This is a genomic window from Geobacillus sp. FJAT-46040 (assembly GCF_002335725.1).
In the GTDB taxonomy this organism is placed as follows: domain Bacteria; phylum Bacillota; class Bacilli; order Bacillales; family Anoxybacillaceae; genus Geobacillus; species Geobacillus thermoleovorans.
On record NZ_NISS01000001.1, the window covers coordinates 2,881,612 to 2,896,436 of the forward strand.

A 14,825-nucleotide genomic window follows, 5' to 3' on the forward strand; every position below is an offset into this window, starting at 1 on the left:
TGTGTGATGTGGAACTTTTTTGTAAAAAAATGTGACGGACGTATAGAAAAAACCGCCCATCAACTGCGGCGGTTTTCCTCTCGATTCTCAATGAGGCGAAACGGCATCCCGGTGCGGAGCACGCCTTTCGTTTCCACCCCACCAAGCCCCTTTTCCCCAGTTAACGTGTTGCGCAACACATCCCATACGTCGACCGTTTCGGTGAACGGGGTGAAGCTGAGGCGCGAAACGATATAGACGGGGTCCAGAGCATGAATGTTCACCCGCGCTGGTGAACTGGCAAAATTCGCCCCAGCGCGGATGAGCGACTCAAAGTGCGACTGGCAGGCGCCGGCGAAAATGATCAGTTGGTCCAAATGGGGCACTTTTTTGCGCGCCTCTTTCACCGTTTGCACAAAATGGCGCGAATGGCGGTACGCTTTTAACTCATGCACCTTTCCTTTTGACTTCGAATACGAATCATGCCCGGTGATGACTAAAATATCAGGGCGAAACTGCTCGATCCAGTAGCCAACTTTTTCCGGCATTTCGCTTTCCTCGCAGTAAATGCCGTGCACCGGCACGCCGATCCGCTCATACAAATCCATACATTTGCGCAAATATAACGGGTCGCCATCCAAATGAAGAACGCGCCCCGGAATTTGAAAAAAATCTTTCTCCACCCGGTATCCGCCGGTCGCCCGATATTCGACTTTTTGCTTGATCGCCTGATAATCTTGGCGAAAAAGCCGATACGATTGTTCGATCAGCTCGATTTCCCGCTTTTTCCGTTCCTGTTGCTCCTGCTCATCGATGACGACTAAATCGCTGCACGGAGCGTCCGCGACGAGGCGCACGTCTTCACCATACAAAATCGCTTCCCACTCGCCGTTTTTTTCTTTAATATCAATCACTCGGAACAATAAATCACATTGGTAAGACTTGCGGGCGACAATATCGCCGATTTTAATGACGTCCATCACCGCTCACTCCATTGCATAATCGTTGTCATCCATACGATATGCACGTGCGGACAATAGGTGATAGACGCCTGTTTGGACGGCTTTGGTTGACGAAAAGACCGCTGCCCCCCTAGAGGAGCGCTTTCTTTACGACTCCTTCATTTGCCGAAAAGCGGTGCCAACGCGTTGCTTAATGAAGCAAACTCAGCGATGTCAAGCGTCTCTCCGCGGCGGCGCGGGTCAATGCCCAAAGCAACGAGCACTCGTTCAATTTGCTCTTTGTTCTCTTTTCCTCCCGGCAAATTGTTTGTTAAGTTGTTGAACAGCGTTTTGCGGCGCTGGGCGAAGCTTGCCCGCACCACTTGGAAAAACACGCCCTCATCGTCGACAACAACAGGCGGATGCTGCCGCTTTACGAGCCGGATGACAGCAGAATCAACGTTCGGCTGCGGCATAAAGACGGTGCGCGGCACCGTCATAACGACTTCCGCTTCGGTATAATACTGCACAGCGATCGTCAGCGAGCCGTAATCTTTTGTCCCTGGCTTAGCGGCAAGACGGTCGGCGACTTCTTTTTGCAGCATGACGACCATGCCTCGGATCGGCAACCGCTCGGTAAGCAGCTTCATAATGATCGGTGTCGTCACATAATAAGGTAAGTTGGCGACGACCATCCGGTCGCTTACATCAGCCAGTTCCTCGGCGATGACGGCATGCAAGTCGGCCTTTAATACATCTTGGTGAAAGATGCGCACATTGTCATAAGGAGACAGCGTGTCGGCCAAAATGGGCAACAGTCGGCCGTCGATTTCGAAAGCGACGACTTTTTTCGCCCGTCGCGCCAATTGTTCCGTCAACGCTCCGATGCCCGGTCCGATTTCAATCGCTCCTGTATCAGGGGAGATGTCGGCAACATCCACGATTTTCCGCAAAATGTTCGCATCGATCAAAAAGTTTTGCCCAAGGCTCTTTTTAAACGAAAAGCCATATCGCTCCAAAATTTCTTTCGTCCGCCGCGGTGTTGCAATATCTTTATACATCGTCTGCCTCCTCCTGCATCACGTGCGCTAACGCGGCATAAAAAGCATCACGGGAAATGCGGAACACTTGCAGCCGCTTATGAAACTGCCGACCGTTCGCATAGCCGATTTTCAGCTCCTCGCCGAGACGCTGCCGCCGCCGGCGCGCCATCGCACCGCCGATCAACCCAGCCTCGATCAGTTCAGCAAACGTAATTTCTTCCTTCCAATCCGACGCCTCTTCATACACGTTGGCGAGCGCCTGACGGATTTCGTCAGGGGACGCGTGCTCAACCCCGATGCCCTTGCCGTTTTTCGCTTTGGCTGCCTCGCGCGGCAAAAAGGCATGCTTGCACCCCGGCACCTGTTCGGCAATCGTGCGGCGAATTTTTTCGCCGGGAAAATCGGGATCGGTAAAAATGATCACGCCGCGGCGCTCTTTCGCCAGCTTGATCCGCTCAATGACATCCGCGCCCACTGCTGCTCCGTTTGTCTCGATTGTATCGGCATCGACGGCGCGCCGGATCGCCGCCGTATCATCTTTTCCTTCCACAACGATCACTTCTTTGATCTTCATCCTCCCATTGCAGAAACAACGGAATCGTCTCTTTTTCCTATTTCTGCAATGCCTCCTTTCCGGTAAAATCAAAAGTAAGGCGAATCATCGCCGAAAGCCGCTTCATTCCCTTATTATTTTTTGAATTTCGCTGAAACTTTTTTTCCGTTTGCATCGTCTAATTTAGCAGAAACGGCGCGCATTGTCGCGGCACAATGCCATTATAGCGAAAAAAAGCAGAGGGAAAAAACCCTCCGCTTCGTTCTCCCATCGCATCTCTATGGCAATACCCGTATTTTCACGCGCTTTCTGCCCCAACCAAACGCATCCGACCGTTCCGGGAAAAACACATCAATTTTATATCCGCGGATGCCTGAGCCGGTGTCAGCGGCAATGGCATATCCGTATCCTTCCACATACACTTTCGACCCAAGGGGGATGATGGACGGGTCGACCGCAATCACTTTAGCGGAAGGATTTTTGCGCAAGTTGATGCCCGTGCTTGTTATGCCTGAACAGCCTGCACAATAGGCAGTGTAGGCGGTGGCGGTGACGTAAAATTCCTTCGCGGCATGGTCCGAGCCGCGCGAGGACGGGCGGTCGGGCGCGGCAGCTGAGCGCACAGTTTTCGTGCCGATGGCGACAATGCGCGCCTTGCTTTCTTTTAGCGTTTTCGCAGCGATTAGTTTGCGCGCCGTTTCTTTGCCGTTTTCCAATGTCACCTCATACGTTTTTTGAACCATCCCTTTTTCTCCAGGCTGAATGACGCGCCGCTCTCCTTTCGGCAATGAGTCGTCCCGTTTTGTCACCACGGCAAAGTCGACGGGTTCTTCCACTACATCGGTGACTTTTTTTACTCGGACCACACAAATGGTCATCTGTTCTTTGACCATTTCGTGCAAGGAGGGCTCTATCCGATCGAGTTGACCTAGCTGAATCCCTTGCTGCTTCAAAAAGTCAGCGACCGTAGTCGAAGTTGTCCATACCTGCTGTTGTTTACCGCCGACATTGACGTGGACTGGAAACGCCTTTTCAACGCCGATGTCCATGCCTTTTTGAATTTTCGCCGAAAGCGCCGGCGCCACTTTGTCATACGGCCCGACTGCCACGTGCTGCGAACGGAGCAGCTCCGCGACTGTATCGGCTGTCGTCCATATCTTTTTCTTTTTTCCATTGACCGTCAGCGTCACTTCTTTGCTCGCTTCCCAAACGATATGGAGATCGTCGGTGACCGGTGAGTGGAGAGACGGATAAACATAATCTTCTTTGCGCGGTTGAATGTTTTGCTCCGCAAGCAGCTCTTTCACCGTTTTCGCATGAGTGCGAATTTCTTGTTTGTTTCCGTTTTTGATCAGCGTCACATCGTCTTTGGCCATCTCATATCCAGCAACCCCTGTCGTCGCGGAGATGGCGAGAAACCCGCCCGCTGTGACGGTCACGTTTTTCCTCCATAAGTCCAGCCATTTCCTCCCATTCGGCAACATCAGATGAACGCCTCCTTTTTCTACGGAATTCCCCTCTCCCTTTAACATGTACGCACGAGCATACTCTATTATGCAGAAAATTCAGTGAAAAAGGAAGGAAGACTTGTCGACACGCGGTTGGCTCATATCGGCTGAATTTGTAGAATTTTATCGTCTTCGCCGCACCTTCGACAAGCTTCCCCGCTGTTCGACGCCTAATTTTAGCGGTCGATGGCGAACAATTTTTTGGCATTTTCCGCCGTTGTTTCCGCTACTTCGGCAAAAGAAATGTTTTTGATCTGTGCGATCGCTTCGGCAACGTATTTGACATAGCTCGGCTCGTTTCGTTTGCCGCGGAAAGGGTGAGGCGTTAAATATGGACAATCGGTTTCGATCAATAAATGGCTCAGTGGAATCTCCTTCGCCACTTCCTTCGGTTTTTTCGCATTTTTAAACGTGACTGGTCCGCCAAGGGAAATGAGAAAATTCATGTCCATGCACTGTTTGGCCACCTCGACGCTGCCGCTGAAACAATGCATAATCCCGCCGACTTCGGCGGCGTTTTCCTCTTGCAAAATTTTTAAAATATCTGCCGTCGCCTCACGGTTATGAATAATGATCGGCAACTTCACCTTTTTAGCCAGCCGGATTTGCTGCCGGAACACCTCTTGTTGCACGTCTTTCGGCGATTTATCCCAATGGTAGTCAAGCCCCATCTCGCCGAGCGCCACGACTTTCGGGTGAGCGGCGAGCTGTTCAATCATCTGCAAATCATCGTCCGTCATCTCGATCGCATCAACCGGATGCCAGCCAACCGCCGCATAAATAAACGGATACCGCTCGGCCAGCTCGATCGCCCGATCGATCGTCGGACGGTCAAACCCGACGACGACAATGTGTGAAACCCCTTCATCGCGGGCGCGTTCAATGACTTGTTCCAAATCTTCTTCGTATTGGACTGCATTCAAATGTGCGTGCGTATCAAACAGCATACTAATGCCCTCTTTTCCACCTTGATGTTAAGTGTAGCATAGAAATTGGTTACATACGTCACATTTCGTTAACATTTCCATTACAAAATAGCGACAAGGAGGTGTCAAGCGCAACACCCCCCTGCCAAGCAAACCGTTATTTGATTTTCGTTCCATTCGGCACGTGTTGATCAACCGTCGCCAGCGAAAATTCCCCGCCGCTGCCTCCGGCTAGAATCATGCCTTCCGACCATTCGCCGCGAAGCTTGGCTGGTTTTAAATTGGCGACGCAAATGACTTTTTTGCCGACTAGTTCTTCTGGTTTGTAAAACTCAGCAATGCCGGAGATCACTTGCCGCTTCTCGCCGCCAAGGTCAAGCTGAAGCTTCAACAGCTTATCGGCGTTTTTTATCCGTTCGGCATGGATGACTTCAGCGACGCGCAAATCGATTTTGGCGAACTCGTCAATCGAAATTTCCGCCGCCTCCGCTGCTTTTTTTTCCTCTTTTACCGGTTCGGCGGCCGGTTTGCCCCCTTGCATATGCGCCTTAATGTACTCCACTTCCGCTTCGATGTCGAGGCGCGGGAAGAGCGGTTCTCCCTTTTGCACTTTTGTCCCTTCCGGAATGAGGCCGAAATCGTACAAGCTGTCCCATTCTTTTAATGAATGATCAGTGATGCCGAGCTGAGCGAACATGCGCTCCGGCGTGCGCGTCAAAAACGGCTGGAGCAGCACCGCCGTATGGCGAAGCGATTCAGCCAAGTGGGTCATGACGGCGGCAAGCTCATCCCGTTTCTGTTCGTCTTTCGCCAATACCCATGGCTGCGTTTCATCGATGTATTTGTTCGTCCGGCTAATCAACTGCCAAACAGCGGCGAGCGCAACGGAAAACTCCATTCCCTCCATCGCTTCTTCATATTGACGCACCACTTCGCGCGCCGTTTGCGCCAACTCTTGGTCAAACGGTGTTTTCGGCCCGCGGTATGGCGGAATAACGCCGTCGAAATATTTCTCGATCATCGCCACAGTACGGTGCAACAAGTTGCCTAAGTCGTTGGCCAAGTCATAGTTGATGCGCTCAATAAATCCTTCCGGCGTAAACACGCCATCAGCGCCGAACGGCACTTCCCGCAGCAAATAATAGCGGAGCGCATCAAGCCCATACCGGTCGATGAGCGTCACTGGGTCGACGACATTTCCTTTCGATTTGGACATTTTTCCATCCTTCATCAGCAACCAGCCATGGCCGAATACTTTTTTCGGCAACGGCAAGCCGAGCGCCATCAACATAATCGGCCAATAAATCGTATGGAAACGGACGATTTCTTTGCCGACCAAATGGACGTCCGCCGGCCAATATTTGCGGAACTTTTCATCGTTGTCCGTGCCGTAGCCGAGCGCTGTGATATAGTTGGCAAGCGCGTCGATCCAGACATAGATGACATGCTTCGGATTGCCTGGCACTTTAATGCCCCAATCGAACGTCGTCCGGGACACAGCCAAATCCTCAAGCCCCGGCTTAATGAAGTTGTTGATCATCTCATTTTTCCGCGATTCCGGTTGGATAAAATCGGGATTTTCTTCGTAATATTGCAACAAGCGGTCGACATATTTGCTCATCCGGAAGAAATAGGACTCTTCTTTCACTTTCTCAACAGGCCGGCCGCAGTCCGGACAGTTGCCGTCCACAAGCTGCCGCTCAGTGTAAAACGATTCGCACGGCGTACAATACCAGCCTTCATATTCGCCCAAATAAATATCGCCTTGTTCGACAAGACGGGTGAAAATTTGTTCGACGACTTTTTTATGCCGCTCCTGCGTTGTGCGAATAAAATCGTCGTAGGAAATGTCGAGCTTCTTCCATAGCTCCTGAATGCCAGCGACGATCTCATCGACGTATTGCTGCGGCGTTACTCCTTTTTCTTCCGCCTTGCGCTGAATTTTTTGCCCATGCTCATCGGTGCCGGTCAAATACATGACATCGTAGCCGCGCATCCGTTTATAGCGAGCCATGGCGTCCCCCGCCACCGTTGTGTAAGCATGACCGATATGCAGGCGGTCGCTCGGGTAATAAATCGGCGTCGTCAAATAAAACGTTTTTTTCTCCATCGGTTAGGCCCTCCCTCGTACTGTTGAGCACAAAAGCCCCCGTCCGGCGACGAGAGCGGCGTTACTTCTATTTTACATAATTTTTTCATTCTACAAAAACATCTATTTCTCGTGGGCTGAAAAAATATACCCAAACCGGCAAAAATACGGCCGCGTTTTCAGCCATCGCTGCGAATTTGTTATACAAGGATAGAGTTTAGATGGGCAAATTCATTCGTTTTCTCCTTTCTTTCTAAACAAACTTTTTTTTGAAATAACAATATACATTTTTTTTAAATTTTACATATTAAAGGATTGACGCTTAATGGAAACACTGATATGATTAGGTTGTAGGAAATTTGTCGAATATTGACGAATAAACGACAAAAAACTTTTTTGCGGAGAGGAGAATCGACGATGAAATCGACAGGGATCGTGCGTAAAGTCGATGAGTTAGGCCGCGTCGTCATTCCAATTGAGCTGCGACGTACGTTGGATATTAACGAAAAAGATGCGTTGGAAATTTATGTTGACGATGACCGCATCATTTTGAAAAAGTATAAGCCGAACATGACGTGTGTCGTCACCGGCGAAGTGTCGGACGACAACTTCAAACTGGCCGGCGGCAAAATCATTTTAAGCCGCGAAGGCGCAGAAATTTTGCTGCAGGAGATCCAACAGCATCTAGAAGCAGCAACAGACAAAGAAAAAGAATAAAAAAGTTTCTCTGGCTTCAGAGAAACTCTTTTTTTTCTTCTTCTTGCTGTTGATGATACTGCCGATAAACGTCGCGTTTCGACATATTTCGATCACCGGCCGCCTGTTTCACCGCCTCCTTGACGGAAAGGCTGTGCTCGCGAATATAATAATCGACATGTTCGACAAGCGAAAGCGGCTGCCACCATTCCTCTCCCTCTTGCTCTTGTTTATTCCCGTCTCGCGCCCCTTCGACAATGAGGCAAAATTCACCGCGGATGTCATGTTCTTCCGCCCAGGCGACCGCATCGCTTAAATCGCCGCGGATGAACTCCTCAAACCGTTTCGTCAACTCGCGGCCAAGAGCGATGCGCCGATTGCCGAATATATCATACATAAGAGCGAGCGTTTCTTTCAAGCGGTGGGGCGCCTCATAAAAAATTAACGTCTCCGCCGCTGTTTTTAATGACAGCAGCTGCTCTTTTTTCTCTTTTTTCGCCCGTTCCAAAAAGCCGACAAACAAAAAGCGGTCCGTGGGCAGCCCGGAGGCGACAAGCGCTGTCAATGCCGCGTTCGCTCCAGGAAGAGGGACGACGCGGCAGCGCTCGGCAAGCGCCGCAACAATAAGCTCATAACCCGGATCGGAAATGCCGGGCATCCCGGCGTCGCTCACCAATGCCACCGTTTTTCCTTCCTTCAGCCATTCGACAAGCTGCCGGCCGCTCGCGTATTTATTATGCTCATGGTAGCTGACGAGCGGCGTATGAATGCCGAAATGGGCGAGCAGCTTTTTCGTCTGCCTTGTGTCCTCGGCGGCGATGACGTCAGCTTCCTGAAGCGTCCTAACCGCACGAAACGTCATATCCTCCAAATTGCCGATCGGCGTCGGCACGATGTACAGTGTCCCTTGCTCCGTTTGTTCGGTAAAACTTTTTTGCTGCCAAAGCATCCTTGTTCCGCCCCTTTAAGATGAAATAATGCCATATAAGATCCGCTTCGTCTCCTCAGTATATTCGTTATTCTCATTATACACGACAAGCGGAGGCAACACTTTTAAGTCCGGGCTTGCGTCTTTTGTCCCTTCAATTAAAATCATGTTCGCCTCTTTGCCCTCTCTCGGGTACACAAAGCGGAGCCGTTTCGGCTCAAGACGGTATTGGCGCATGAGCGTCACAAGATCAAGCAGCCGCCCGGGCCGGTGGACGAACGCCGCCTTCCCTCCTTGCTTCAACAGCTGGCTGCTGACTCGAATCACATCCTCTAGGGTGCAATAAATTTCATGGCGGGCGATGGCGATATGTTCATTTTTGCTCAGTTCGTCTTTGCCGACTGCCGGAAAATACGGGGGGTTGCACGTGACGACATCGTACCGGCTGTAACCGATCCGTTGCGGCGCTTCTTTAATGTCGCCGTGTATGATCTCGATTTGTCCTTCAAGCCCGTTGTATTGCACGCTTCGCCTCGCCATGTCGCAAAGCCGTTCTTGAATTTCGATGCCGATGATCGTCCCTTTTGTTCGCCGGCTCAACAAGAGGGGAATCACCCCGTTGCCCGTGCACAAATCAACAATCTGCCCCTTTTGAATCGGCATATAGGCAAAATGAGCAAGGAGCACGGCATCAAGGGAAAACGAAAATACAGATGGACTTTGAATGATGCGGAGCTCTTCGTTAAACAAATAATCGAGCCGTTCATCCTCGTACAATTCCACCATGACGCACGATCCTCCATTGAAAAAAATAACCTTTCCGAAACGGAAAGGGTGGCGCTGCCTTTAGTTTTTGTTCAAAAACGACAAGCAAAACAAACAATCGCCCTCGGTGCGAATGCTTCCGTAATGGATGTGACAAATATGAAACCCTTCTTGGTAAAGGCGGGCTAAATTGTCATACCCTTCGCCAATGTCGATGAGTTTTTTGCCATGTTTGTCCCCTTTTCGTTTGCCTTCTTCCCATGCTTCTGACAATTGTTCAAGCCGACGGCGCAAATGAGCATTTTCGATTTGCAGCTGGTGATTCTCTTCTAACAGCTCCGTTACGCGCTGTTTCAGCTGCACCAGCTCGCGGTAAAAATAACTAAGTTGCTCTTCCATATTGGCCACTGATCGAAACACTTCTTTTTTATCTACTTTTTCCACTGGCCCCACCCCAAATTAATCCTCGACGCGAATGGACGACGTCCCGTTTTTCATCAGCTCATCGAGTGTATATTCGACGACCCGTCCGAATTCTGGAAGCTCGATTTGCAGCACCCGCTCTAAAATGTTCAAGCCGACGACTTTGCCGAAGCCGTGCGGTGTTTCGACATATTCCCCTAAATCCGGGAGTTGTTCTTTCGCCGTCTCATACTCTTCGTTTTCATATTTCAGGCAACACATCAGCCGGCCGCACAGCCCGGAAATTTTCGTTGGATTGAGCGACAAGTTTTGATCTTTCGCCATTTTGATCGACACCGGTTCAAAATCGCCTAAAAACGTCGAACAGCAAAGCATGCGGCCGCACGGCCCGATGCCGCCAAGCATTTTCGCCTCATCGCGCACCCCGATTTGCCGCAGCTCGATGCGCGTGCGGAAAATCGACGCTAAGTCTTTCACAAGCTCGCGGAAATCGACGCGCCCATCGGCAGTGAAATAAAAGATCACTTTATTGCGGTCAAACGTATATTCCACATCGACGAGCTTCATTTCCAGCCCGTGCTCCTCCACTTTGCGCAAGCAAATGTCATACGCCTCGCGCGCCGCCTTTTTGTTTTCTTCTACAATCCATTTATCTTTCTCATTCGCCACGCGGATCACTTTTTTGAGCGGCAGCACGATGTCGTTTTCGTCGACTTGTTTATTGGCGATGACGACTTTTCCGTACTCAATGCCTCGGACCGTCTCGACAATGACGAATTCGCCGACGGGAATAACGGCATCGCCAGGGTCAAAATAATAAATTTTCCCTGCTTTTTTAAAACGGACGCCGACTACCGTATACAACGGCTCTCCCTCCTTTACCGCTTTAATTGAAGAACGAGCTGCTCAACAAGCAACGCTGTGCTCATATTTGTTGTATTTAAACGCGTTTTCGCTTGTAAAATCGCTTCCATGCCAGCCAAAATCCGCCGCTGCGGGCAAGCAAGCGCCCATCGTTGCAGGCGGTCCAGCTGATCGCGGTATAACACGCCGTCCATCTGCCCGGCTTGAATATGCAATAAATCGCGGTATAAATATAAAAGCAAATCAAGTCCAAGGTCAAGCTGATGGTTTTCCAAAAAATGCGGAAACAAGCGGTCGTGGATGAAAAACAAAAGCTGCAGCTCCGGCTTGCCCAGCATCTCATACCATTGTAGCACTAATGTTCGCGCCTCGGCAAACCAACTATCTTGGGCAAGCGCCAGTGCTTCCTCGAAGCTGTTTGTCAAATGGGCAGCCAACAGCGCCAACGGCAACGGCACGTGCTCCTCGACAAGTCCCTGAGCGAGCTCTGCCGGCGGCAACGGCCGGAACGAAAGCACTTGACAGCGGGAAACGATCGTCCCTAGCAGGCGGTGGTATTGCTCAGTCAGCAATACCGCCACCGTCCCCGGATGCGGCTCTTCCAAAAATTTCAGAAGGCTGTTGGCAGCGCTTGTCGTCATTTGATCGGCGTGCTCAACGATGTACATTTTTTTATCCGACTCGACCGCTGTTTTCGAGAACTCTTGCTGCAGCCATTCGATTTGTTCCTTTTTGATTGATCCTCCGTCTGGGCTGATCACCCGGACGTCAGGGTGGTTGCCGGAGTCGATGCGCCGGCAGTTGCGGCACTCCAGACACGGGGAAACTCCGATTGGGGACAGACAAAACAAACGTTTCGCCAACAACAAACTGGCCGCTTTTTTGCCCGTCCCCCGCTGCCCCTCAAACAAGTACGCATGAGAAATCCGCCCTTTTTCCAAGCCGCTTTGCAGCATTTTCGCCACCACCGGCTGGCGTTTCGCTAGCTGTTCCCATCGCATCGCCATCACTCTTCCTTGATTTCTTGTTTCTATTCTATCATGTCCACTAGGAATCATCACGGTCGGATTCATGGAAATGGCGCTGTCATCTTCCTTTCAAACGGGAAAGCACCGCGGCCGTTGTTTCAGCGAATACATCATCAAGCGGGCGGTTCGCGTCGATGACGACAATGCGGTCAGCAAACCGTCTGGCGAGTTCCCGATACCCTTCTCGCACCTTCTCATGAAAAGACAACGTTTCAAGGTCAAGCCGATTCACTTCCCGGCTGCGGTTTCGTCGGATTCGTTCAAGCCCAATTTGCGGATCGATATCAAAATAAATCGTCAGCGACGGCATATACCCATCAATAGCGAACTCATTAATTTTCCATACTTCCTCAATGCCAAGCCCGCGGGCAAATCCCTGGTAGGCGAGGGAACTGTCAACAAACCGGTCGCAAAGGACGACGCACCCAGCCTCAAGCGCCGGCACGATTTTCTCAAGCAAATGCTGCCGGCGCGCCGCCGCATACAAAAGCGCCTCCGTCCGCCCGTCCATTTCCGTATAATCACGGTTTAAAATGATTGAGCGAATCGCCTCGGCAATGCGCACCCCGCCCGGTTCCCTCGTCGCCACGACGTCAATCCCCCGCTCACGCAACAACGACTCCAATTTGCTGATCATCGTCGTTTTGCCGGCTCCTTCCGGTCCTTCAAACGAAAAAAAGCATCCGTTCATCACTCGCGGCATCCTTTCCATCCTTCCTATTCGTATACAACCAGCTGACCATCTTTCAGCCGGCTTCCGCCTTGTATGTGCGCCCGCTGACAAAGAAGCTGGCGGATCTGTTCAATATGGCCGCGGCCGATCCGTTCTCCGACCCACACGAGCGGCACCCCAGGCGGATATGGAATGACCGTTTCCGCCGCTATATGTCCTTCAGCTTCCTCGAGCGCCACAGCTTTTGTCCGCAAATGGCGCAGTTCATTATACGGGACTAAAACCGATAGAAGCGGTCCGAGAAAAGGCGAAGCGTCACACACCGGCGCCTCGCCATCTGGCAAATCGCGCCACGCTCGTTTGATTTTCTCCGCTGCTTCCTGAAGCCGCCCGGTTACCGCCAGCGGGCAAACGAAAAGCACGTTCATTCGATCAGCAAGCTCGACAAACACCCCTTCGCGCTCAAGCCAACGTTGCAGTTCATACCCGGTCAAGGAACAGCGCGTCTGCACCGTTACTTTCAGCGGGTCGGTCTGTACGCCAAAATGGCGGGAACAAACGACTGCCACCCCGTCAATATCGGCCAAGGCTGCTTTAAACTTCTCAATTTCTGCCACGATCGCCGCCGCATCGCTTTTTGAAAGCTGGGCGACATAACTCCGCGCCAAATCGAGCGACGCCATAATCGGGTAAGACGGGCTGCTTGACTGAAACAACTGCAAAAAATATTTCAACCGCTCAAGATCAACCCGCTCGCTGTTTACATGCAAAAACGCTCCCATCGTCATCGCCGGCAACGTTTTATGCGCCGACTGCACGACAACATCGGCGCCATAGCGAAGCGCCGATGTCGGAAAAGGGGGGCCGACAACGAAATGGGCGCCATGCGCCTCATCAACCAGCACCGGAATGCCATGTTCATGAACTAGACGGACGATTTCTGTCAAATCGGCGGCCATTCCATAATAATTTGGGTTCGTCAATACAACCGCAGCAACATCATCATGAAGCGCCAACGCCTCTTTGACCGCTTTAGGACGAATGTGCGAAGCGACACACACATCACGATCAAACTCGGGAGCAAGTAGAACAGGAGTGGCTTCCATGAGTTGCAATGCATGCATCACCGATTTATGGCAATTGCGTTGTACAATCACTTTCTTCCTCTTTCCATCACACACGGCGGCGATCATTGCCAAATTCCCTGCCGTCGAACCGTTCACAAGGAAAAACGTCTCCCTAACGCCATACAGCTCCGCCGCCAGCGCCTGCGCCTCGGCAATCACCGACTCAGGATGATGCAAGTCATCCAAGCCGGAAATTTCCGTCGCATCCAACGCCAACAGCGGCGCAAACATATCTCTCCCTCGTTTCGAAAACAAAGCGCCGTATTTATGTCCCGGCACGTGAAACGAAACCGGGCGGCGCGCCCAATGGTGCACGAGAGCGTCATATAAAGGAGTTTTCGTTTGATCCATCATCATCCTCTTTCCTTGCTGTCTGTCCCAGAACGGCCATCATCCGGGCAGACTGCCGAAATGCATGGGATATGCAGGAGAAACATCAAACATATAGTATCACAAACGCCCGAAAAAACGCACGAGTCGCGTCAATCGCAAATAAAAACAGGCCCAAATGCAGGCCCTGATTACGAGTGAATTTTCGATGTAAACATTTTGCGCAGCTGCCGCACATAAAACGAGTAGTTCGGGTCGTCCGTATTCGTTTGCACAATCGCCCGGTTGCAGTCCAAACAAAGAAAATGGCCAAAAAGGAAAATCCCTTCCTTTTTTTCCTGTTCACAAACGATGCATACATGTTCGCGTTGATTCCGGTCTGCTATTGATGTCCTCACGCTCTCCACCTCCCATCCTCTATGTTTCCCACATTGCTAACATTCTATACTAGTAGATGAAAGGAAGAGAGACATGGAGCGGGTCCTTATCGTTTTTTCCTCAAAAAACGAAAACAGCCAATTGCACCAATGCAACTGGCTACTCGTTTATCTTAATTAGGCGAGAAGACTCCCACTTCAACGAAGCGAAGCGGAGTAAGTGGGAGATGAATCGCCTTAACTATATTTGGCTGAAAACAGGATAGATTCAGTAAAATATAGTATCATATAGTTAGATGGGAGGTGAAAAAATGTATTTTTGTATCAAACAACAGCTAAATGGTTTGACCAAAGAAGAATACTTGACTCTTCGAGAACTGTGCCATATTGCCAAGAACATGTACAACGTCGGATTGTACAATGTCAGACAATACTATTTTGAACACAAGGAATTTCTTAATTATGAGAAAAACGATCATCTTGCCAAAACTAACGAAAACTATAAGCTGTTAAACAGCAACATGGCACAGCAAATTTTAAAAAAGGTCAATGAAGCCTTTCTTTGGTTCTTTGGT

15 protein-coding genes and 1 pseudogene are annotated in these 14,825 nt (G+C 50.7%); 2 read left to right on the forward strand and 14 right to left on the reverse strand.

The window, feature by feature from the left end; translation table 11 throughout:
- Window positions 1-59 precede the first annotated feature (59 nt).
- The 6 genes from yabG to metG form a co-directional block, all read right to left on the reverse strand.
- Window positions 60-959 carry a sporulation peptidase YabG gene (yabG, locus tag CD000_RS15425; protein WP_014194570.1) on the reverse strand — a complete coding sequence of 300 codons (900 nt, stop codon included), beginning with the start codon at window positions 957-959 and terminating at the stop codon, window positions 60-62.
- 140 nt (window positions 960-1,099) lie between these two features.
- On the reverse strand, window positions 1,100-1,981 hold the full coding sequence (gene rsmA, locus CD000_RS15430) for a 16S rRNA (adenine(1518)-N(6)/adenine(1519)-N(6))-dimethyltransferase RsmA (protein ID WP_096225976.1): 882 nt from the start codon (window positions 1,979-1,981) through the stop codon (window positions 1,100-1,102).
- Window positions 1,974-2,537, reverse strand: coding sequence for a ribonuclease M5 (gene rnmV, locus CD000_RS15435; protein WP_096225977.1), 564 nt, complete (start codon window positions 2,535-2,537; stop codon window positions 1,974-1,976). Before rnmV ends, rsmA begins: the two co-directional genes overlap by 8 nt.
- 257 nt (window positions 2,538-2,794) lie before the next feature.
- A complete protein-coding gene (locus tag CD000_RS15440) occupies window positions 2,795-4,000 on the reverse strand; it encodes a G5 and 3D domain-containing protein (RefSeq protein WP_096225978.1) in 1,206 nt (401 codons plus the stop codon).
- Window positions 4,001-4,200: 200 nt separating this feature from the next.
- Window positions 4,201-4,971 (reverse strand): TatD family hydrolase, encoded by a 771-nt coding sequence (locus CD000_RS15445; RefSeq protein ID WP_013143959.1) that lies wholly within the window; start codon window positions 4,969-4,971, stop codon window positions 4,201-4,203.
- A gap of 136 nt (window positions 4,972-5,107) precedes the next feature.
- Window positions 5,108-7,060, reverse strand: coding sequence for a methionine--tRNA ligase (gene metG / locus CD000_RS15450; RefSeq protein ID WP_014194565.1), 1,953 nt, complete (start codon window positions 7,058-7,060; stop codon window positions 5,108-5,110).
- Between the two features lie 396 nt (window positions 7,061-7,456).
- On the opposite strand from metG, the gene CD000_RS15455 reads away from it, so the two are divergent.
- Window positions 7,457-7,756, forward strand: a complete 300-nt coding sequence (locus CD000_RS15455; protein ID WP_011229546.1) for a transition state genes transcriptional regulator AbrB — start codon at window positions 7,457-7,459, stop codon at window positions 7,754-7,756.
- A 16-nt stretch (window positions 7,757-7,772) separates the two neighbouring features.
- On the opposite strand, the gene rsmI is transcribed toward CD000_RS15455, so the two are convergent.
- From rsmI to CD000_RS15495, 8 genes are all read right to left on the reverse strand, one after another.
- Window positions 7,773-8,684 carry a 16S rRNA (cytidine(1402)-2'-O)-methyltransferase gene (gene rsmI, locus CD000_RS15460; RefSeq protein WP_096225979.1) on the reverse strand — a complete coding sequence of 304 codons (912 nt, stop codon included), beginning with the start codon at window positions 8,682-8,684 and terminating at the stop codon, window positions 7,773-7,775.
- Window positions 8,685-8,699: 15 nt separating this feature from the next.
- The gene (locus tag CD000_RS15465) at window positions 8,700-9,449 is read right to left on the reverse strand and encodes a tRNA1(Val) (adenine(37)-N6)-methyltransferase (RefSeq protein WP_096225980.1); all 750 of its coding nucleotides are present in this window, start codon (window positions 9,447-9,449) and stop codon (window positions 8,700-8,702) included.
- 60 nt (window positions 9,450-9,509) lie between these two features.
- Window positions 9,510-9,872: a DNA replication initiation control protein YabA gene (gene yabA, locus CD000_RS15470; protein ID WP_011229543.1), complete on the reverse strand. Its 363-nt coding sequence runs from the start codon at window positions 9,870-9,872 to the stop codon at window positions 9,510-9,512.
- A 15-nt stretch (window positions 9,873-9,887) separates the two neighbouring features.
- Window positions 9,888-10,715 (reverse strand): PSP1 domain-containing protein, encoded by an 828-nt coding sequence (locus CD000_RS15475; protein ID WP_096225981.1) that lies wholly within the window; start codon window positions 10,713-10,715, stop codon window positions 9,888-9,890.
- 14 nt (window positions 10,716-10,729) lie between these two features.
- Window positions 10,730-11,722: a DNA polymerase III subunit delta' gene (gene holB, locus CD000_RS15480; protein WP_021322628.1), complete on the reverse strand. Its 993-nt coding sequence runs from the start codon at window positions 11,720-11,722 to the stop codon at window positions 10,730-10,732.
- Window positions 11,723-11,801: 79 nt separating this feature from the next.
- Entirely contained in the window at window positions 11,802-12,434 is a 633-nt protein-coding gene (gene tmk / locus CD000_RS15485) for a dTMP kinase (protein WP_014194560.1), read from the reverse strand.
- A gap of 26 nt (window positions 12,435-12,460) precedes the next feature.
- A complete protein-coding gene (locus CD000_RS15490; RefSeq protein ID WP_025039043.1) occupies window positions 12,461-13,894 on the reverse strand; it encodes an aminotransferase class I/II-fold pyridoxal phosphate-dependent enzyme in 1,434 nt (477 codons plus the stop codon).
- Window positions 13,895-14,064: 170 nt separating this feature from the next.
- Window positions 14,065-14,271 carry a sigma factor G inhibitor Gin gene (locus CD000_RS15495; RefSeq protein WP_011229538.1) on the reverse strand — a complete coding sequence of 69 codons (207 nt, stop codon included), beginning with the start codon at window positions 14,269-14,271 and terminating at the stop codon, window positions 14,065-14,067.
- 290 nt (window positions 14,272-14,561) lie between these two features.
- Here CD000_RS15495 and CD000_RS15500 point away from each other — a divergent pair.
- Window positions 14,562-14,825, forward strand: a pseudogene (locus CD000_RS15500) (RNA-guided endonuclease TnpB family protein); the annotation flags it as partial.